15 protein-coding genes are annotated in these 18849 nt (G+C 52.6%); 8 read left to right on the top strand and 7 right to left on the bottom strand.

What is annotated here, in order from left to right; all coding sequences use genetic code 11:
* The first annotated feature begins 17 nt into the window (after positions 1–17).
* The 5 genes from AB8881_09735 to AB8881_09715 all read left to right on the top strand — a co-directional run bounded on the left by AB8881_09735 (position 18) and on the right by AB8881_09715 (position 6318).
* Complete coding sequence (locus AB8881_09735; GenBank protein ID XDZ62820.1) at positions 18–485, top strand: tRNA (cytidine(34)-2'-O)-methyltransferase; 468 nt, start codon at positions 18–20, stop codon at positions 483–485.
* A gap of 127 nt (positions 486–612) precedes the next feature.
* A complete protein-coding gene (locus AB8881_09730) occupies positions 613–1623 on the top strand; it encodes an MBL fold metallo-hydrolase (GenBank protein ID XDZ62819.1) in 1011 nt (336 codons plus the stop codon).
* 139 nt (positions 1624–1762) lie between these two features.
* Positions 1763–3067 carry an O-acetylhomoserine aminocarboxypropyltransferase gene (locus AB8881_09725; protein ID XDZ62818.1) on the top strand — a complete coding sequence of 435 codons (1305 nt, stop codon included), beginning with the start codon at positions 1763–1765 and terminating at the stop codon, positions 3065–3067.
* Positions 3068–3127: 60 nt separating this feature from the next.
* Positions 3128–3922, top strand: a complete 795-nt coding sequence (locus AB8881_09720; GenBank protein XDZ62817.1) for an alpha/beta fold hydrolase — start codon at positions 3128–3130, stop codon at positions 3920–3922.
* A 68-nt stretch (positions 3923–3990) separates the two neighbouring features.
* Positions 3991–6318, top strand: coding sequence for a 3-hydroxyacyl-CoA dehydrogenase NAD-binding domain-containing protein (locus AB8881_09715; GenBank protein XDZ62816.1), 2328 nt, complete (start codon positions 3991–3993; stop codon positions 6316–6318).
* A 58-nt stretch (positions 6319–6376) separates the two neighbouring features.
* Here the strand turns inward: AB8881_09715 and AB8881_09710 are convergent, their stop codons facing one another.
* The 5 genes from AB8881_09710 to AB8881_09690 all read right to left on the bottom strand — a co-directional run bounded on the left by AB8881_09710 (position 6377) and on the right by AB8881_09690 (position 14393).
* Complete coding sequence (locus AB8881_09710) at positions 6377–7924, bottom strand: trimethylamine methyltransferase family protein (GenBank protein XDZ62815.1); 1548 nt, start codon at positions 7922–7924, stop codon at positions 6377–6379.
* A 29-nt stretch (positions 7925–7953) separates the two neighbouring features.
* Positions 7954–10425 (bottom strand): FAD-dependent oxidoreductase, encoded by a 2472-nt coding sequence (locus AB8881_09705; GenBank protein ID XDZ62814.1) that lies wholly within the window; start codon positions 10423–10425, stop codon positions 7954–7956.
* 3 nt (positions 10426–10428) lie between these two features.
* On the bottom strand, positions 10429–12924 hold the full coding sequence (locus AB8881_09700) for an FAD-dependent oxidoreductase (GenBank protein XDZ62813.1): 2496 nt from the start codon (positions 12922–12924) through the stop codon (positions 10429–10431).
* A gap of 168 nt (positions 12925–13092) precedes the next feature.
* Complete coding sequence (locus AB8881_09695; GenBank protein ID XDZ62812.1) at positions 13093–13701, bottom strand: helix-turn-helix domain-containing protein; 609 nt, start codon at positions 13699–13701, stop codon at positions 13093–13095.
* A gap of 206 nt (positions 13702–13907) precedes the next feature.
* A complete protein-coding gene (locus AB8881_09690; GenBank protein ID XDZ62811.1) occupies positions 13908–14393 on the bottom strand; it encodes a DUF983 domain-containing protein in 486 nt (161 codons plus the stop codon).
* A 70-nt stretch (positions 14394–14463) separates the two neighbouring features.
* On the opposite strand from AB8881_09690, the gene AB8881_09685 reads away from it, so the two are divergent.
* Positions 14464–15225, top strand: a complete 762-nt coding sequence (locus AB8881_09685) for a spermidine synthase (protein ID XDZ62810.1) — start codon at positions 14464–14466, stop codon at positions 15223–15225.
* A gap of 42 nt (positions 15226–15267) precedes the next feature.
* Here AB8881_09685 and AB8881_09680 read toward each other — a convergent pair whose 3' ends face one another.
* Positions 15268–15654: a TraR/DksA family transcriptional regulator gene (locus AB8881_09680; GenBank protein ID XDZ62809.1), complete on the bottom strand. Its 387-nt coding sequence runs from the start codon at positions 15652–15654 to the stop codon at positions 15268–15270.
* A gap of 109 nt (positions 15655–15763) precedes the next feature.
* Here AB8881_09680 and AB8881_09675 point away from each other — a divergent pair, with 109 nt between their 5' ends.
* Positions 15764–16981 carry a PQQ-dependent sugar dehydrogenase gene (locus AB8881_09675; protein ID XDZ62808.1) on the top strand — a complete coding sequence of 406 codons (1218 nt, stop codon included), beginning with the start codon at positions 15764–15766 and terminating at the stop codon, positions 16979–16981.
* 107 nt (positions 16982–17088) lie between these two features.
* Here the strand turns inward: AB8881_09675 and AB8881_09670 are convergent, their stop codons facing one another.
* Positions 17089–17316 carry a hypothetical protein gene (locus tag AB8881_09670; GenBank protein XDZ62807.1) on the bottom strand — a complete coding sequence of 76 codons (228 nt, stop codon included), beginning with the start codon at positions 17314–17316 and terminating at the stop codon, positions 17089–17091.
* Positions 17317–17436: 120 nt separating this feature from the next.
* Between AB8881_09670 and AB8881_09665 the strand changes: the two genes are divergently transcribed.
* Positions 17437–18834 (top strand): MATE family efflux transporter, encoded by a 1398-nt coding sequence (locus AB8881_09665; GenBank protein XDZ62806.1) that lies wholly within the window; start codon positions 17437–17439, stop codon positions 18832–18834.
* Positions 18835–18849 lie beyond the last annotated feature (15 nt).

The following is an 18849-nucleotide window of genomic DNA, read 5'->3' as shown; positions in this document are numbered from 1 at the left end:
TCGAAGGCTTTCATCTGATGTTCGAGATCATTCTTTTTGCGCCGCAGATTCCACCAAATACCGGAAACATTATCCGGCTTTCGGCAAATAGCGGTAACCGCCTGCATCTGATTGAGCCGCTCGGGTTTAGCTTGGATGAAAAATCCTGCCGGCGCGCCGGACTCGATTATCACGCATTGAGCGATGTTCATATCCACAAGGATTTGACTGCCTGTCTGGACTGGCTGGGGCAACCGCGTCTCTTTGCTATCACCACACGCGGCAAAGACAGCCTGTTTGAACGCGCCTTTTTGCCCGGTGACGCCTTTTTATTTGGTTCGGAGACATCTGGCTTGCCGGCACATATTCACGCCAGCATTGCCGAGCCTCAAAAACTGCGGCTGCCAATGATGGCTGATAATCGTTCGCTAAACCTTGCCAACGCGGTTTCAATCGTGATTTATGAAGCATGGCGTCAGCACGGATTTGCCGGTGCCAACTATTAACCGCCCATTCGCCGCAGATTGTTATCGAGCCAATTCCATGAGCCCCATGAATCCGATGTCAGACAAACCTATCCCCCCTCAACCCGCGCGCCCTGATATTACGCGCCCTGATATGGCATCAGACATCATGACACCTCTTGCGATTGACCCCCCAAAAGCTGGCGAAATGGTGGCGCTTGCCGATGATCTTTACTGGATGCGCTTTACATTGCCGTTCCGGCTCAATCATATCAATCTCTATGCTTTTGATACAGAAGATGGCTGGCTACTGCTTGATTGCGGTATCAATAGTCAGGCGATCGCCGATCAATGGCAGATCATGCTGGACGGGCCGCTGTCTGGAAGGCCGATCTGCGGCATCATCGTATCGCATTACCACGCTGATCATGTTGGCTATGCGGGCAAGCTTGCAGCGATCACCGGTGCTCGTATTTACATGGGCTCGATTGAACATGGCCAAGCAAGCTGGAGCCTAGCGCAGACTGACACCGGATTTGGCACTGTTATGGGTGATACCTATGCCCGCTTTGGGCTGGCAGACGCGGTGGTGGCGCGCATCAGGGCACAAGGCAATTATTTCCGCAAATTATCGGGCGATTTGCCCGATGTAACTATCATCGAAACTGATCAACGGTTTCAGACCAAATCTGGCATCTGGACACCGCGCTTTGATACGGGTCATTCACCCGGCCATATGAGCCTCGTCGATGCTGATCGCAAACTCTATATTTGCGTTGATTTCCTGTTACCGCGCATATCGCCAAATATCTCGGTCAGCCTGCGCGCTATCAAGGTGGATATGCTTGGGTATTATTACGAGTATCTTGAGCAGATGCGTCAGCTGGATAATGATTGGCTGGTAATCCCCGGACATGATTGGCCTTATTTTGGTGGCGGCGTTCGGGCAAGAGATTTGATTGAACATCATAATATGCGGCTCCAACAATTGCGCGATGCGGCAACCACCGGACCAATGACAACTGCAGATGCCATGGCCACGCTATTTGCCTTTGAGTTGACTGACCATGAATTATTCTTTGCCAGCTGCGAGGCGCGCGCGCACTTAAATCATCTTGTTGCACGCGGCGAGATGCAGATCGTGCAAAAAGCCGGGGTTGATTATTTCAACCTCGGCTGACCGCGCAACATCAGCGATCACACATCTTCATACCAGCCCATCACTTTTTCCCCAAACCTCGGCCAGTGGCTTTATTGACTTGGTTTCATGAAGCGGGCAGAAAGGGGGTATCGAGACGAGCAACAAAAGGCAAAAGACAATGAGCGGTGATTATAAATTCGATACGCTAAGTCTGCATGCAGGGCACGTCCCTGACGAGCGTCATGGTTCGCGCGCAGTGCCCATTCACCAGACGACATCCTATGTGTTTCAGAACACTGAACATGCTGCCGCGCTCTATAATCAGGAACTTGGCGGGCATCTATATACGCGCATCTCGAACCCTACAGTTGCCGTATTGGAACAGCGCATTGCCGCGCTTGAAGGCGGTGTTGCCGCAACCGCAACCGCGTCTGGTATGGCCGCGCTTGCGACCGCTGTTCTGGTGTTGTGCTCGCAAGGCGATCATATCGTTTCATCATCCCGCATGTATGGCGCCAACATTAATTTGCTGGAAAACACCCTGCCGCGCTTTGGCATCACCACAAGTTTTGTTGACCCGTCAGATCTTGCCGGTATCGAAAAGGCAATCACACCAAATACCAAGATGATCTTTGGCGAGGTTATCGGTAATCCGGGCCTTGATATTATGGATGTCGAAGCGGTGGCGAAAATTGCTGGCAAGGCCGGTATCCCGCTGATGCTGGATTGTACCTTTAATACGCCTTGGCTGCTCAAGCCCTTTACGCTCGGCGCTAATCTTATCGTTCATTCCCTGACCAAATGGATTGGCGGTCATGGCGTTGCTATTGGCGGTGCTGTTGTTGATGGTGGCAATTTTGATTGGGGACAGAATGATAAATTCCCCACCATCGCCGGCCCGCATTACGCCATGGACGGGATTAATTTTTACGAAGAATTCGGCCCAGCCGCATTTACCGCAAAGTTTCGTGCTGAAGGGATGTATAATTTTGGCCCGTCACTGTCGCCAACAAATGCGTTTCATATCCTTCAAGGCATGGAAACCCTGCCGTTGCGGATGCAGCGTCACATGGACAATACCGCCAAGATGCTAGATTTTCTTGGTGGGCATGATCAGGTGGCATGGGTTCGCCATCCAAGCCTTGCTGATCATCCGGGGCATGAACTGGCAAAACGCATGATGCCGCGCGGTGCTGGCTCGATCATCGTCTTTGGCCTAAAGGGTGGCCGCGATGCTGGCCGTACCTTTATTGAGTCGGTCGAGCTTGCCTCGCATCTGGCCAATGTTGGCGATGCGAAAACCCTTGTTATCCATCCGGCAAGCACGACCCATTCACATATTTCCGCCGAGGCCATGATCGAGGGTGGCCTGTCTGACGATATGATCCGGCTATCGGTCGGTTTAGAAGATTTTGACGATATCAAAGCTGATTTCGAGATGGCATTCCGCGCCGCGGCCAAGCAGCAAAAAGCCAAAGGATGATCCAAAAGGGATAGGATCAAAGGGATAGGATCAAAGAGATAGGATCAAAGGATACTTGTTATGAAACATCAGCTATTTGACACATCGATCCATATCGCCACTGGAGGGCGCCCGTTCACCAATGACGGCGAGGCTCTTGTTCTGCTGCATGGCAGCGGCCAAAATCATCTGACATGGGTATTGCAAAGCCGGTATTTTGCTTATCGCGGCTTTCCGGTTCTAGCCCCTGATTTTCCCGGGCATGGACTATCTGGCGGCACCCCTTTAGACTCGATTGAGGCGATGACTGACTGGCTGATCGCGTTGCTGGATAGCCTTGACGTCAACACCGCGTGTCTTGTCGGCCATTCACAAGGCTGTCTCGTCGCAATCGATGCGGCGTCGCGCTATCCACGTCGCATTACCCGGCTTGGCCTGATTGCCGGGGCATTGGCAATTCCGGTAAATGATCAGCTATTAACGATGTCGGACAAGGCCTTGGGTAAGGCCATTAGCGTGATGACCAGCTGGGGTCATGGGCCGATGGCGCATATGCATGACAATACCCAGCCCGGACATTCCTTTCTTGGTTATGGCAACCGGCTGATGGCGAGTAATGATGAAACAGCACTTCGCAATGATCTTATTGCCTGCAACCAATATTCAGCTGGCCAAGACGCCGCCACGAAAATTACCCAGCCAGCCATATGTATACTTGCTGGTGCCGACCGTATGACACCGGTCAAACACGGTATCGCAATGGCAAATAGTCTGGTCAATAGCCAACAAATCATTCTTGACGGCGCTGGTCATATGTTGCCTGCGGAACGGCCGGCCGAGGTAAATGACGCGCTGCGAGGATTTCTGGCCGGCTAGTTCATAAGGAGGTATAGACCTCTTCGTTAATCATCCCGACAAAGAGCTCTGATAAAGAGGAACATAACATGAAGGCTGCAAATTTTAAAAATATTGCTGTGATTGGCGCGGGCACGATGGGAAGCGGAATTGCCGCCCAGATTGCCAATGCCGGCCATAATGTTCTTCTGCTTGACCTTGGGGCCAAGACTGGGGGTGGCAAAACGCCGGCTGAAATTGCGATTGACCGGCTGCTGGCATCTGATCCCCCGCAATTAATGTCAAAGAAAAACACGGCACGCATCAGCACCGGCGTGATTGACGATGATTTTCACAAGCTGGCTGAATGTGACTGGATTATCGAGGCAATTGTCGAACGGCTAGATATCAAAAAGGCACTATATCGCCGCCTTGATGCGGTTATCGGGCCAGATTGCATCGTCAGCTCGAACACATCAACCATCCCTATCAAGCTGCTTGTCGAGAATATGCCAGCGGCGTTTCGCCAGCGATTTGCCATAACCCATTATTTCAATCCGGTGCGTTATATGCGGCTGCTTGAACTGGTGACCGGTGCTGAAACCAACGCCGACGTAATCGATCGCCTTGCCGATTTTAATGACCGCGTTCTTGGCAAGGGCGTGGTGCGCTGCGCCGATACGCCCGGTTTTCTTGGCAACCGTGTCGGGGTTTTTGCGCTTCAGGTTGGTATTGATGAAACCCTGAAATGCGGTCTTTCGATTGAAGATGCAGACGCCCTATTTGGCCGTCCAATGGGTATTCCCAAAACCGGTGTTTTCGGGCTTTATGATTTGATCGGCATCGATCTGATGGCCGATGTTGTGGTCTCACTTGGCAATATCCTTCCCGCTGACGATGCCTTTCACAGCGTTGGCGGGGCTAATCCGGCCATCGCTGCAATGATTGCCGCAGGCTTTACCGGCGATAAGGGCAAGGGCGGTTTTTACTGTCATGACGGCGTGCGAATGGCGCGCCAGTTTGCCGGATTTGAAGGCGATGGTATGCCGCCTTATAAACCCGCCAAAACTGCACTCCCACCAGCAGCAATCGCCGCCGCAGAGGCCGCTGCATGGCAAGATGAGCCGTTGTTTCCGCTGCTTGATGGTAATGATGATCAGGCCAGATTTTGCCGCAATGTTCTGGGGCGAATTCTGCATTATGCCGCAAGCCTAGTGCCATCAGTGACCACCACACCGCAAGATATCGACGATGCGATGAAGCTGGGTTTCAATTGGCAGCGCGGGCCATTTGAGATGATCGACGCAATCGGCGCACAGCGTTTTACCGCACTGCTTGACGAATGCGGTCTGGATATGCCGCCATTTCTGCAGGATGGAGCGCCAAATTATACCGTGCAGACCGGCAATTTGATGGTGCGACACGCCGATGGCCATCGTTATCCGGTCAATTTACCCGATGGCGTTATGCGCTTTCATATGACGCGGCGAACCTTGCACCCTATTTTAAGCAATGAAGCGGCCAGCCTATTTGCCCTTGAGGGTAATCTGCGGCTTGTTGAATTTCACTCCAAAGCAAATGCGCTAACCGACGCATCAATGGAAATTGTTGCGGCGGCGGCCACCGATCATGGTGCGGGGATCATTGTTCATAATGATGCACAGCATTTTTCGGCCGGGGTTGATCTGAATGCGTTTCGCCGCATGATCAAAGGTCGGCAATGGGATGAGATAGATGCCTTTTTATGGCGGTTTCAACGCGCCGTTGCAGCGCTGAAATATTCGCCGGTTCCAGTTGTAGGCGCACCGTCAGGTCTGGCCGCTGGTGGTGGTTTTGAAGTGCTGGCGCATTGCGACCGCCTTGTCGTTCACACCAATTCAGTGCTTGGCCTTGTCGAGGCGGCAGTTGGTGTTGTGCCGAGTGGCGGCGGGGTAAAAGAGAGCTATCTACGCTGGCATCATCACCTTGGCGACTGGGAACAGGCCGCATGGAAGGCATGGATGAATCTTGGCTATGCGGCCACCGGTTCATCGCCCGAGCTGGCGGCGCGAATGCAGTATTTCCTTGCTGACCGTGATGATACGGTAATGAACCGTGACCGGCTATTACCGCGCGCGATCCAGCTGGTAACCGAAATGGCGCATAATTATTCACCGCCGCGCCCGCCAGAGGCCGAGCTTGCACCGGCAGCGCTCGCCGAAAAGATGGATGCATTTATGCAGGATGGTGTTGATCGCGGCGATTTCATGCCGCATGACAAAACCGTTGCCATGCAGATCGCCAGTATCATAGTGCAAGGCGCAGGCGAAGGTCAAACCATTGATGAAGAAGGTTTGTTTGCCCGAGAAAGAGCGGCTTTTATCCGGCTTGCAAAAACCCCGGAAACCCATGCACGCATTGCTGCTATGTTAGATGATGGCGCCCCAATCCGAAATTAGCCATCGCTTTAAAGAGAAAAAGAGACAGGTAATTAACGCCGGGGATTAACGCCGGAGATTAAAGCAAGACATTAAAGCGAGCCCGCAAATCCTTATCAAGCGCATCTGGAATATGCAGCGGATGCGGGCTTTCCAAAATTTCCTCTTTGCGCTTTCTTGCCGTATCCAGAAGATTGGGCTTGCCCAACTCCTCCCATTCTTTGGGGCTGGAACGATCAGCAATCACCGGATAGATATATTCGGTCTGCATTAATTTAATCGTTTGGTCATGGCCAAGATAATGGCCGGGGCCACCCATGCACACATCCTTCATCACCTGTACGCCCAAGGTTGTTTCATTCACCTCGATGCCGCGCACACACCGCATACATTGACCGAGCATATCATTATCAATGATCAGGCTATCCAGACAAAACCCCAGCAAAGAGGCGTGCATACCGGCGGCTTCATAAACCATATTCAGTCCTGACAATCCCGCCATGACAAGGGTACTGCCCTTTTCATAGCCGGACTGCGCATCTGGCATTTTCGCATCGGCCATACCGGCGGCTGCACCACCCGGCAAATCATAATATTGCAGCATCTGCGCGCAGGCTGAAGTCAACAGCCCCTGCTCGCCCGATCCGCCCGACATCGCACCAGTACGTAAATCCGAAACAAAAGGCCAAGTGCCACAAATACATGGATGACCCGGCTTCATCGCATTCACATAGATAAGCCCGGCAACCACCTCGGCAAGCGCCTGTGCAACCGCGCCAGCGATACTGGCCGGTGCCGTGGCCCCTGCCTGCCCTGCAGATAATAGCAAAACCGGCATACCGTTTCGCACGGCTTCTTCCATCACCAAACAGGATTCGGTGGCAAATCGCAATGGCGGCACAACAAAGCAATTACTGTTAGACACAAACGGACGCGCGCGCCATTTATCCTCGCCACCAGCAACCATATGCAGCATTTCAAAAACCGGTTTCATATATTCAGCCTCGGTAAAGCTGACCCCAACATGTTTGGTCGTGCCCTTGATCGCCGCATAGACAGTATTGAAATCAAGATCGGCCGGATCGGGGATATCGCGGGCCACCATCGGGCGCTGGAAAAAATGGATATTATCCATCTGTTCGACGATACGCGCCGCATCATAAATATCGGCCAGATAGGATTCGCGATATTCATTCTTGGCAACATCAACAACATGAACCGCGGCACCCGCCGTACCATAATGCACGCGCGACCCCGATAGTAACAAATCATGCTTCGGATTTTGTCCATGAAGGGTGATGTGCCGACCACAAATTGCCAGCGTATGTTCAACCAGTGCACGGGGAAACCGGAGGCGGCCGTCATCACCCAAAACAGCCCCAGCTTCAGTCATATATTTAATGCCGGTATCAGGTGCCTGAGTAAGGCCTATCTCTTCTAGAATTTGATAGACTGTTGCATCCACAGCCTTGACCGCGGCAGCATCGAGCGGTTTAAAATTACCGCCCTCAAGCCCTGCTCGAACTGGACGCAAATCTTCGGCCAATGGTGCAGCGCGCAATGTGCGCCTCGCCTCACGACCACCACTACGGCGTGACGAATGAGGGATTGTTCTATTCTGGTTCATGGATATTTCTCCCCACCAAGAGCCAATAACTAGATTTTTACCTGTAGAGCCTTTGGATCATAAACTGGACGCAAACTCACTTCGGCGTCCACCAGCCTGCCAGCCACATCAATCTGATAATGCGAACTTAATTGCGATTCAGCACTCTCACCAACTTCATTGCATTTGACATAGCCAAGCCCGATTGCGGCACCAATATGATGGCCGTAATTACCGCTTGTCAGATACCCGATCAGCGCACCGTCTCGGTAAATCGCTTCATTGTGATATAACAATGGCTCAGGGTCGGTCAGGCGAAACTGAACCAGCCGGCGTGACAGACCATCATTTCGTTTGGCCTTGACCGCATCAGCCCCAATCATCCCGCCGAATTTGCCAACAGGTTTATTTTCCTTCACCACGAAACCGAGCCCAGCCTCAAGCACATGATCCTCGTTTGAGATATCATGACCGAAATGGCGAAACCCCTTTTCGATGCGGCAGCTATCAAGAGCATGAAGGCCGCACATTGCGATGGCATGATCGTCTCGGCGTTCGGTAATCGCCTCAAACACATGCGCCGCCATATCGCTTGGCACATAAAGTTCCCAGCCAAGCTCGCCAACATAAGTAACACGATGCGCACGGGCAATAGCATGACCAATTTCAACCGTCTGCATAGTCCCAAACGGGAAATCTTCATTGGCAAGGCTTTGCGGAATCATTGGCTGAAGAAAATCTCGAGCCTCAGGCCCCATCACGACAAGCACTGCCTCTGACACGGTAACATCTACCGCGATGGCGTGCGCATTTTCGGGAATATGCCGGTTAATCCAATTCAGATCGCGGCGGATTGTGGCGGCTGGCGTAATGATGATAAACGCGTCCATGCTAAGGCGGGTAATCGTGACATCAGCCTCAATATGACCATCTGAATTGAGAAACTGCGTATAGACGATCTTACCAACTGGAACAGCAACATCATTTGCCGCGATCATTTGCAGCACCGCCTCGGCATCACGGCCAACCAGCTTTATCTTACCAAAGCTGGACATATCGAACATGCCAACCTTTTGCCGCACTGCCATATGTTCAGCCGCGCTATAGTCAAACCAGTTCTGACGGCGCCAGCTATAGACATATTCGGCTTTTTTACCGGCATCACGTTCGGCTTGTGGCAAGAACCAGTTGGCACGCTCCCAGCCAGAAACCTCGCCAAAACAGGCACCTTCAGCCTCGAGGTAATGATGAACAGGTGAGCGCCGCACGCCACGTGCCGATGCAAATTGACGATAAGGGAAATGGTCTGCATAGAGCAGGCCTAGCGTTTCCGTCACACGCGCCTTTAGATAGCTGCGATTGGCCTGAAACGGTTGCATTCGCCGGATATCAACATCCCACAGATCAAACGGCTGTTTGCCGCTATCCATCCATTCAGCAAGTGCCATACCGGCACCACCCGCCGAGGCGATCCCGACCGAATTAAATCCGGCCGCCACATAAAAATGATCAAGCTCAGGTGCCTCGCCAAGGATATAGCGATCATCGGGGGTAAAGCTCTCCGGCCCGTTAAAGAAGGTCTGGATTCCCGCCGTTGCCAGCATTGGGAAACGCTCGACCGCGCGCTCAAGAATTGGTTCAAAATGATCAAAATCCTCGGGCAGAGAGTCAAATTCGAAATCTTCGGGGATGCCATCCATCCCCCAGGGTTTTGCCACCGGCTCAAATGCGCCCAGCAGCATCTTGCCAGCATCCTCTTTAAAGTAACAACATTCATCTGGCACCCGCAACACTGGCAGATTTGGTGTAATATCAGGCATAGGCTCGGTTACGATATAAAAATGCTCACAGGCATGAAGTGGAACCGAAACGCCAGCCATAGCGCCAATTTCACGGCCCCACATGCCGCCAGCATTGACCACATATTCAGCCTCAATCGGCCCAAAGTCAGTATCAACTCCGCTCACCCGGCCATTTGCCTGATGAATGGCTGTGACCTTGACACCTTGCAGGATCGACACGCCAAAATTACGCGCACCCTTGGCCAGCGCTTGGGTGATATTAACCGGATCTGCCTGTCCGTCCTTTGGCAACCACACCCCGCCAACCGCATCCTTTGTTGCAAGCCCCGGATAGCGGTTTGTGATATCGCTGGGGCCAATCTCGTCGATCTCGACCCCAAATGCCCGCGCCATAGCGGCCAGACGGCGCAATTCCTCCATCCGCTCGTCATTCAGCGCCATGGTGATCGATCCGTTGCGCTTGAAACCGGTTGCGACACCCGTTTCCGCCTCAAGGCCGAAATAGAGTTCTTGTGAATATTTCGCCAGCCGCGTCATATTCTGGGTGTTACGTAACTGTGCGACCAAGCCTGCCGCGTGCCATGTGGTGCCACAAGTCAGCTGTTTGCGTTCGAGCAGAACAACATCCTTCCAGCCCAGTTTCCCAAGATGATAGGCAATCGAACAGCCAATAACACCGCCACCGATGATAACCGCACGCGCTTTTGACGGAATCTGCATTTATCAGCCCTTCATCTTTATATTTTCTGGATCATATAAAACATGGCCATCGACCAGTACGGCGCGGCGCGATCGCCCAAGAACCAGAACTGAAATATCCTTTGCCGCCCGCAACGCACCGCAATCGACAACCGCCATCGCAATCGATGCACCAACCCGATGCCCGTATCCACCCGACAAAACCAATCCGGCAACATTTCCGTCAATCACAACGCTGCTAAGATAGACAGCGTCGCCAAACGGCTCGCCATCATCCGGATCATCTAGCACGAGAGTCACAAACTCATTTTTGCTACCCGCCTGCTGTTCAGCTTGCAGGGCAGTCCGGCCAACAAAATCGTCTTTGTTGAAATTCACCCAGCGCCCAAGCCCCGATTCCAGCATCGTATAATCTGACGTGAGATCCGATTTCCATGAACGATAGCCTTTTTCAAGGCGCATCGAGTCCAATGCCAACATTCCAAATGGGGCGAGTTCATAAGCCGCACCTGCGGCAGTGATCGCATCATAAACAGCGACGATATTATCCATCTTGCAATGGATTTCAAATCCGGCTTCACCGGCAAATGACACGCGAATGGCGGTTACCTCATCGCCAGCAATTTCAATCTTACGGCACGCTAACCAGGCAAAATCATCATTTGCCATTGAGTGGCCGGTCAGATCAGCAAGAATTGCCGGTGCCTTAGGCCCGGTCACCAGCAAGGTTGCCAGATCATACGTCACATCGGTGATTTGCACCGAGCCGTCCGAGGGCAGGTTCGCCATCAACAAATCACGGTCATGCCAATAGGCTCCCGCGCCACTCATCAACAGAAAATCATTTTCGGCAAAGCGCGTGACGGTCATCTCGCTTAGCATCTTGCCTTTTGGTGACGCAAAATAGACTAGCCCTATGCGGCCAACACGCGGCAGATTACCGGTAATCTGACGGGTCAGCCACGCGTCAGCACCATCGCCGCTCGCATGAAACCGCGAAAATCCTGTAAGCTCCAGAATCCCGGCATGGGCTGCGACGTGGCGGCATTCCTGACCGACGGCATCAAACCAGTGCTGGCGGTCATAGCTATCGGCCGGCCGCCGGTCGGCATCAACCGCCGGAAACCAGTCAGCGCGTTCCCATCCCCCATAACTGCCAAATTCAGCACCCGCTGCCGCCAGCCGGTCATAAAGCGGCGAAGATTTTGCCTTGCGGCCAGCCGGCCACTGAATCTGCGGGAAATGCATCGCATATTCATGGCTATAGGTCTCGATCGCCTTGGCCGCTGTATAAGCCGTGTCGACATGGTCGGTAAAGCGGCGCGGATCAACAGCCCAGCTATCGCTGTCGGCCTCGCCTTCAATGATAATCTCGGCCAGCAGCTTGCCAGCACCACCAGCCTGAACAATCCCAAAGGTAAAGACACACGCCTCAAACGCGTTCGGCACACCGGGCATTGGCCCAATCAACGGCAGACCATCCGGCGTATAGGGGATTGGCCCGTTCACCACCCGCGTAATGCCAGCGGTACCAAGAATTGGCACCCGCGCACACGCATCCTCAATATACCATTCCAGCCGTTCCAGATCGTCGTTATAGAGCTGGAAAGAAAAATCATCTGGCATCGGATCACTGGCATCCAGCCAATGCGCACGGCAGTTTTTCTCATAAGGGCCAAGCAGCAACCCGTCCTTTTCCTGCCGCAGATAATATGAGCTGTCAGGATCACGAAGCAGCGGCAATTTTTTATCCCGCGCCGTTAATTCGGCAATCGGCTCGGTGATCAGATATTGATGCGCCAGCGAAACACACGGCACATCACGCCCAAACATCTTGCCAAGTTCACCTGCCCGATACCCGGCCGCATTCACAACATATTCGGCTCTGATTTCACCGTTTGGGGTGGTGATTTTCCATTCATCGTTAATACGCTCAACCCCGGTCACCGGACAAAACCGGATAATCTTTGCGCCCATATCGCGCGCGCCCTTGGCCAATGCTTGGGTCAATTGCGCCGGATCAATATCGCCATCTAATGGATCCCACTGGCCGCCATAAAGATCATGGGTTTCAAGGAACGGATAGATCGCCTGCATATCGGCATTCGACATTTCTTCAAATTCGACCCCCATATGGCGGCCCATTGCCTGTACATGACGAAATTCTTCCATGCGTTGGCGGCTATGCGCTAATCGAATGGCTCCGGTGACATGATAATTCATCGGATAGTCGACCAGATCCCCCAGCTTGCGATAGAGCGCGGTTGAATAGGATTGGATCTTCATCATTGTCCATGACCCGACATAATTCGGGCAATTGCCCGCGGCGTGCCATGTCGAGCCTGATGTCAGCTCATTCTTTTCCAGCAAAACGCAATCTGACCAGCCCATTTCCGCCAGATGGTAAAGCACCGAGCACCCAACAGCCCCGCCGCCAATCACCAACACACGCGCAGTTGCGGGAAGATTGGCCGATGCCTGTAATTTGGTCTCTTTTGAAGTCACAGTTGCTTGCGTCATGTGCTCATCTCCGCGTCCAGATCGCTTATTTTACGTTCCCGTCAGGTCTTACTTGCCCGTCAGGTTCTTCTTTGTGCCCGATGTCTTATTCGTCCGGTTTCAGTAGCCTGATTTTTCGGGTCTCGTCTCAATGCCGTCTTTGCCGTTCTCTTTTGGATGGGTCACACATTAATAAACCGGCGGTGCAATCACCCATATCAAAACCGCGTTAGTCTTGCCCTCGTTGATCCAAGTGATCTCTTCGCCGGCAAACCGAAACGAGTCACCCGGATTAAGCTCAAACCGGACGCCATCAATAAACAGCACAAGGCTGCCCTCGATCACATAGCCAGCTTCTTCGGTTGGGCGGATAAATGGCTCGGGGCAGCTTGCCCCCGGTGCAAAGACCGAATGCACAATCTCAAAAGCGCCGCCAAGATCCGGCGATAGCAAACTTTCGGCCAAGCCCTTTGATGCGTCACTCATAACCCGCCTTGACCCGGCGCGCACAATATAGGCTGCCTCGTCACCATGGCCGCCATCGGTAAAGAAGAAACTAACCGGCAACGAGAATAGACTGGCGACTTTGCGAATATCATCAAGCGTCGGCTCGGAAACATTACGCTCAACCTGTGATAGCCAGCCAACCGACCGGTCAAGCCGTTCCGCAAGATCGGTTAACGTCCAATTGCGCGACCGGCGCAACGCACGAATATCACTGCCAATCTTGCCGCTTGACCTTAAGGGGGCTTTTGCCCCGGTGCCTGCTTTGGCATCTTGTTTTAAATCAATTAGCATCGATCCCCCGCGCCTGATGATTTCATCCTGAACCGAAATAAATGAAAATTTCAATGTTTTTTTCACTGCTGTATAATTTTCATGGTTTTTTTTCATCGGGGCACGCAGAAACCTCACGCGAAAGGCCACGCGATTGACGGAGAGTATAATCGGGGTATTTGACGGTTAGGATTGATGAGCGATCGGCGGTATCGCCTTATCCGCACTTACTGATCAGCTGGCTGATCAGCAGGCCGGTCTGATGTTTCCTGATCGGCGGTGAACATATCTTGTCCAGTTGCACCGGTTAGCCATATCAACGAAATAAAAACGCCTTTTGCGCGCGGTAGCACAAAATAGACACCGACAAGCGTGACCAGAGCCAGAATGACAATTGCCAATATCGGCGATATCGTTGCATCGCGCCCAAAAACAATCATCAATGGTACCACCGCATGACCGATCACAAGCAAGGTCAGCCAGGCCGGCCCATCATCCGCGCTGATGTGTCGGAAATCTTCATCGCAATGCGCACAGCAGGGGTTTGGCGCAAGATAGCCAGATAGAACGGGCCCAATTCCGCATTGCGGACAGCGCTTTGTGATCCCCCGCCATAAAAGTGCAAAAGAGAACTGACGTGCTGCCGGCGCGTGGTCAGCACCCGCTTGATCGGCATTAAATATGCGTGATGCTGGTGATTTTGTCGGATCCATGGTTATTTGAATAACACGCAAACCGGATAATTGAAATGCGACAGACGCGCACGCCCTCAATGACCCGTAAATGACTAGACACCAAAAAAGTGACGAAAGATTTGCCATGAGCCGCTATTTCGAAGAACTCGATTACCAGCCAACTGCCATTGGCCCCATATCGCTGCGGCGGCGGCGCGAATTACGCCTTGATGTTGATGTGCTGGAAATCATGCTTGGCGATGAACATTTGATGTCCGATCTGTTTACGACATCTGAGGTAGCGCTTGCCGAACACGGCCTTGCTGCAATTTCGGATAACCGGCGATTGTCAGTTGTTGTTGGCGGGCTCGGCATGGGTTTTACTGCGGATGCGGCATTGAATGACAGCCGGATTGATGATCTGCTGATCATCGAAAAACTGGCCCCGGTAATTGGGTGGCATGAAGCAGGGATGATCCCGCTAGGCAAACGCCTTGTCGGTGATCCCAAATGCCGCTTTGTTGAGGGCGATTTTTTTCAGATGGCAGCGGGGCATGACGGATTCGATCCAGCGCAGCCCGAGCACCGTTTTGATGCCATATTGCTGGATATTGATCATGCACCAGATTTTCATCTCGCACCTGCCCATGCCGGATTTTACCAGCCCGAAGGCCTGATGAAGCTGCAGCATCACCTCAAGAATGGCGGCATCTTTGCACTATGGTCAAACGACCCGCCTGATGATGATTTTACCCGTCGGCTGCAATCGGTATTTAGCGAGGCAAGCGCGGTTGCGGTGCCGTTCCATAACCCGCTTCAAGATCGCGATTTTTTGCAAAGCATCTATCTGGCACGGCGCGAATTGGCTTAACCCCAAAAACCCCCCAACCGTTGAGGTCATTTGAGGGTCGCGCTAGGCACAATCAATACACAGCGTTACCGCCGGATCAACTGCCAGCCGCCCGGATGCAATATCACCGTCACATTTCAAACAAAACCCGTAATCGCCTGCCTCGATCCGGCGCAATGCAGCGGTAAGTGCTAAAAGGCGCTGCTGGCGGCGTTCTTCGGTTGCCAATTCCATAGATTGCTGCTGCAGTGCATCAATGCGTGATAGGCGGCCAACTGATTGCTGATCAAGCATCACCGGCGCACGGCTAGGTTTGGTCGTTTCACTCAGCTGTTTTAACGCATCGATCTCGTGCTGGATGATCGCTGTCATGTGATCAAGGTCTATGCCGGTCATTACCTGCCTATATTTCTGTTTTGGGTCAATCTGCCAGCACAAGACTTGTTCCATGCAACAGAATAACCACATAGTTTGAGTACGACTCACTATTGGGGGCAAAATAGTACTAGTATGTTTTGGATTAAATTTGCCGAACCACTAGCAAGGGCTTTTTTCAACGATGCCTCATTTTTATCTGATTAAATCTATTCGGCAAGGAAGCGGCCGCCTGATCACTGCTGCGGCTTGCCATAATCTCAGGCTTGCTTGGGCAATCGTTGGGTGGCTGTTTTTTGGCGGAATAGGCGCTATCGGGATGGTAACGCCAGCAATCTCCGCCCCCTTAATTCAGCAGATCGGCGCGCCGCTATCGCACCCGTGGGGCATGGATTTTCTGGATAAACGGCAATTATTTGTTACCGAGCGTGAGGGCAATCTTTTTCTTGTCGATCTTTTGTCCGGCGATCGCAAAACCATCGGCAATTTGCCCGCTGTTTCGGCGAACCGGCAGGGCGGGCTGCTAGATGTCGCGGTAAAAGCGCCAGCTGGCATGATTTCGGGGAATATCGCCGGCACTGGTTCAAGCGATGATGCTGTCACTATCTATCTTTGTTATAGCCTGCAAATTGGCAATGAAACCGTTACCGCGATTGATCGTGCCGGATTTGACGGCAATAACCTGACCGACCGAACAACGATTTTCCGCGCAAATAACCCGACGCGTAATGCGATTCATTATGGCTGCCGCATTGTGCTTGATGAAACCTATTTATATGCCAGCCTTGGCGAACGGGGTGATCGCCATGATGCACAAGCCCCCTCCCTTCACGCCGGCGCGATCATCCGGCTTTTCCATGATGGCAGCACGCCGCCCGACAATCCAAGGCTGGACGGCTGGGCCCCTGAACTATGGACCAAGGGGCATCGCAACCCGCAAGGCCTAGCAATCAACCCGTCAAATGGCGAAATCTGGGCGCATGAGCATGGCCCACGCGGCGGTGATGAAATAAACATCATTGAGGCCGGCCATAATTACGGCTGGCCCAAAGTCAGCCATGGCAAGGAATATATCGGCGGCAGTATTGGCAGCGGTACAAGCGCGCCCGGCCTTAGCGACCCTGTGTGGGTTTGGACCCCCTCAATCGCCCCGTCAGGCATGACTTTTTATCAAGGCGAGATGTTTCCCTATTTAAACGGGCATCTACTGGTTGGCTCGCTAAAATTCGAGCGGCTCTATCTAGTAATAATCGAAAACGGTCGACCAGTTCGAGAATCCGTCATGCTGGACGGCGCTATCGGACGGGTGCGTGATGTTGCGGTTGCGTTTGACGGCAGCGTCCTCCTGCTTAGTGACGAGGGCAAAGGCGGTCTTTACCGGATCGCCGAAGCCGGGCAATAGCAGCCTCGATTTCTCTATAAGCCCGCCCCACATCTGGATGCCCCATCTGGATGCCAGAATCCTATGTGCAGGATGATTGCGCCGATAAAGGCGTCGGCGACCCGGCTTTAGAAGCGGTTTATTAACCAGCGCAGCATAAACACCCCAATGGCAATCAGCATCATCGGGCCACCAATCATTTTTAACAATGTGGCAAGCGGCGCGTTTGTATCTTTCTTTGCAGCCTTCTTGGCGAGGCTTTCGCCCGAGATGTAGAGCGCATAACCGGCACCAGCAACAGCCATCAGAATGATTGTCTGTGAACTCAGCCCCTCCATGATACCGGTACCAAACATATGTTTTTCGCCCTTTTAAAATGATGATGATCCTAGCTGCGGGCAACCTATCGCGAAAGCGCCGACGATCGCAACAAAAAGACGATTGAAACCACCGTGAATGAAGCGTAAGCAATCGGAATGACAAAAACGCATGACCTTACCACAGGATCACTGGCCGGACATTTCCTGCGGCTTGCCTTGCCTGCCGCCATTGGCATGGTATTTTCAACCCTTTATAATGTTGTCGATGTGTTTTTTGCTGGCTTGATCAGCACCGATGCACAGGCCGGTCTGGCAATTTCCTTTCAGGCCTTTTTCATTTTTGTTACCGTGGGCTTTGGCCTTGGCTCGGCAATGACCGCGCTTGTTGGCAACGCCATTGGTGCCAAAAATGACCATGACGCCAGCTTGGTTGCAACCCAAGGTGTAGGGTTTGCCATTGTTGCATCTGGCTTGTTAATGGCAGCGGCCTATTTCATTGGCCCCCATTTGCTGAACTTTATTTCGACCGAAGGCGCTTACCGCGATGCTGGTGCGGCCTATTTCACACTATTGCTGCTCAGTCTTCCGGCCTTTGTGATTGGCTATGGACTTAACGGATTGTTGCAGGCACAAGGTGATACCGTTTCGATGCAATATGCACTAATTGGTGCTTTTTTTGCGAATATCGGATTGAACCCGCTGATGATGTTTGGCATTCCGGGTGTATGGAACGGTCTCGGCTTTGATGGCATTGCCGCGGCAACGGTGATCAGCCAAACTGGGGTTATGATTTTCATCGGGGTCAGGCTGTCTCGTTCGTCCATCTTAGCACAGAAAACGATTGCCAATATCCTGCCCAATCTCCTTGTGTACCGACAAATTCTGGCACAGCTTCTGCCAACAACATTCACCATGCTGGTGATGTTTACTGCTGGCTTTATCGTGCAGTTTTATCTCAAATCATTTGGCACTTCAGCAGTCGCTGCTTACGGCGTTGCCTTGCGGGTTGAACAGTTATTTTTGCTGCCGATTTTCGGCCTCACCGGTGCGTTATTGCCCATTGCGGCACAGAATTTCGGCGCTGGCGAGCGTGAACGCGTCCGGATCGCCCTATTTACTTGTTGGAAGTTTGGCTGGCTTTTCATGCTGGTGGCCTGCCCAACGCTTTATTTCGCCGCACCGTTATTGATGCGCAGCTTTACCCACGACCCTGACGTGATTGCTATCGGCGTCAGCTATCTGCGGGTGGACGGCTTTATCTTGCCAATCTATATGATGCTTTTTGCTATCAATTCATTTTTGCAGGCGTTGAAAAGGCCGATGTGGACATTGTTGATTGGCATTTATCGTCAGGCCTTTGGCGTGGCCTTTTTCAGCTATATTTTCGTGCATATTTGGGGATTTGGCGTCGTTGGCGTCTGGTACGGCATTGCCACAAGTGTTCTTTCCGGTTTGATCCTGTCACTCATCGTGGCGCACCATGCCTCAATTCCGCTGATTGGCGGTATTTTCAGCCCCCAACAGGCGGGCGGGCGAAAACCCGGTCTGAAATAGCCGCGTTTGGGCAGC

The organism is Alphaproteobacteria bacterium LSUCC0396 (assembly GCA_041228345.1).
Classification (GTDB): Bacteria; Pseudomonadota; Alphaproteobacteria; order Puniceispirillales; family Puniceispirillaceae; genus UBA3439.
Note: the sequence above shows the minus strand (reverse complement) of the source record. Positions and strands in the feature narration are given on the sequence as shown.

Excerpts from the sequence above, each read along its gene's own strand:
- AB8881_09735 (XDZ62820.1), top strand. The coding sequence starts at position 18 with ATGTTCGAGATCATTCTTTTTGCGCCGCAGATTCCACCAAATACCGGA.
- AB8881_09730 (XDZ62819.1), top strand. The coding sequence starts at position 613 with ATGACACCTCTTGCGATTGACCCCCCAAAAGCTGGCGAAATGGTGGCG.
- AB8881_09725 (XDZ62818.1), top strand. The coding sequence starts at position 1,763 with ATGAGCGGTGATTATAAATTCGATACGCTAAGTCTGCATGCAGGGCAC.
- AB8881_09720 (XDZ62817.1), top strand. The coding sequence starts at position 3,128 with ATGAAACATCAGCTATTTGACACATCGATCCATATCGCCACTGGAGGG.
- AB8881_09715 (XDZ62816.1), top strand. The coding sequence starts at position 3,991 with ATGAAGGCTGCAAATTTTAAAAATATTGCTGTGATTGGCGCGGGCACG.
- AB8881_09710 (XDZ62815.1), bottom strand. The coding sequence starts at position 7,924 with ATGAACCAGAATAGAACAATCCCTCATTCGTCACGCCGTAGTGGTGGT.
- AB8881_09705 (XDZ62814.1), bottom strand. The coding sequence starts at position 10,425 with ATGCAGATTCCGTCAAAAGCGCGTGCGGTTATCATCGGTGGCGGTGTT.
- AB8881_09700 (XDZ62813.1), bottom strand. The coding sequence starts at position 12,924 with ATGACGCAAGCAACTGTGACTTCAAAAGAGACCAAATTACAGGCATCG.
- AB8881_09695 (XDZ62812.1), bottom strand. The coding sequence starts at position 13,701 with ATGCTAATTGATTTAAAACAAGATGCCAAAGCAGGCACCGGGGCAAAA.
- AB8881_09690 (XDZ62811.1), bottom strand. The coding sequence starts at position 14,393 with ATGGATCCGACAAAATCACCAGCATCACGCATATTTAATGCCGATCAA.
- AB8881_09685 (XDZ62810.1), top strand. The coding sequence starts at position 14,464 with ATGACTAGACACCAAAAAAGTGACGAAAGATTTGCCATGAGCCGCTAT.
- AB8881_09680 (XDZ62809.1), bottom strand. The coding sequence starts at position 15,654 with ATGGAACAAGTCTTGTGCTGGCAGATTGACCCAAAACAGAAATATAGG.
- AB8881_09675 (XDZ62808.1), top strand. The coding sequence starts at position 15,764 with ATGCCTCATTTTTATCTGATTAAATCTATTCGGCAAGGAAGCGGCCGC.
- AB8881_09670 (XDZ62807.1), bottom strand. The coding sequence starts at position 17,316 with ATGTTTGGTACCGGTATCATGGAGGGGCTGAGTTCACAGACAATCATT.
- AB8881_09665 (XDZ62806.1), top strand. The coding sequence starts at position 17,437 with ATGACAAAAACGCATGACCTTACCACAGGATCACTGGCCGGACATTTC.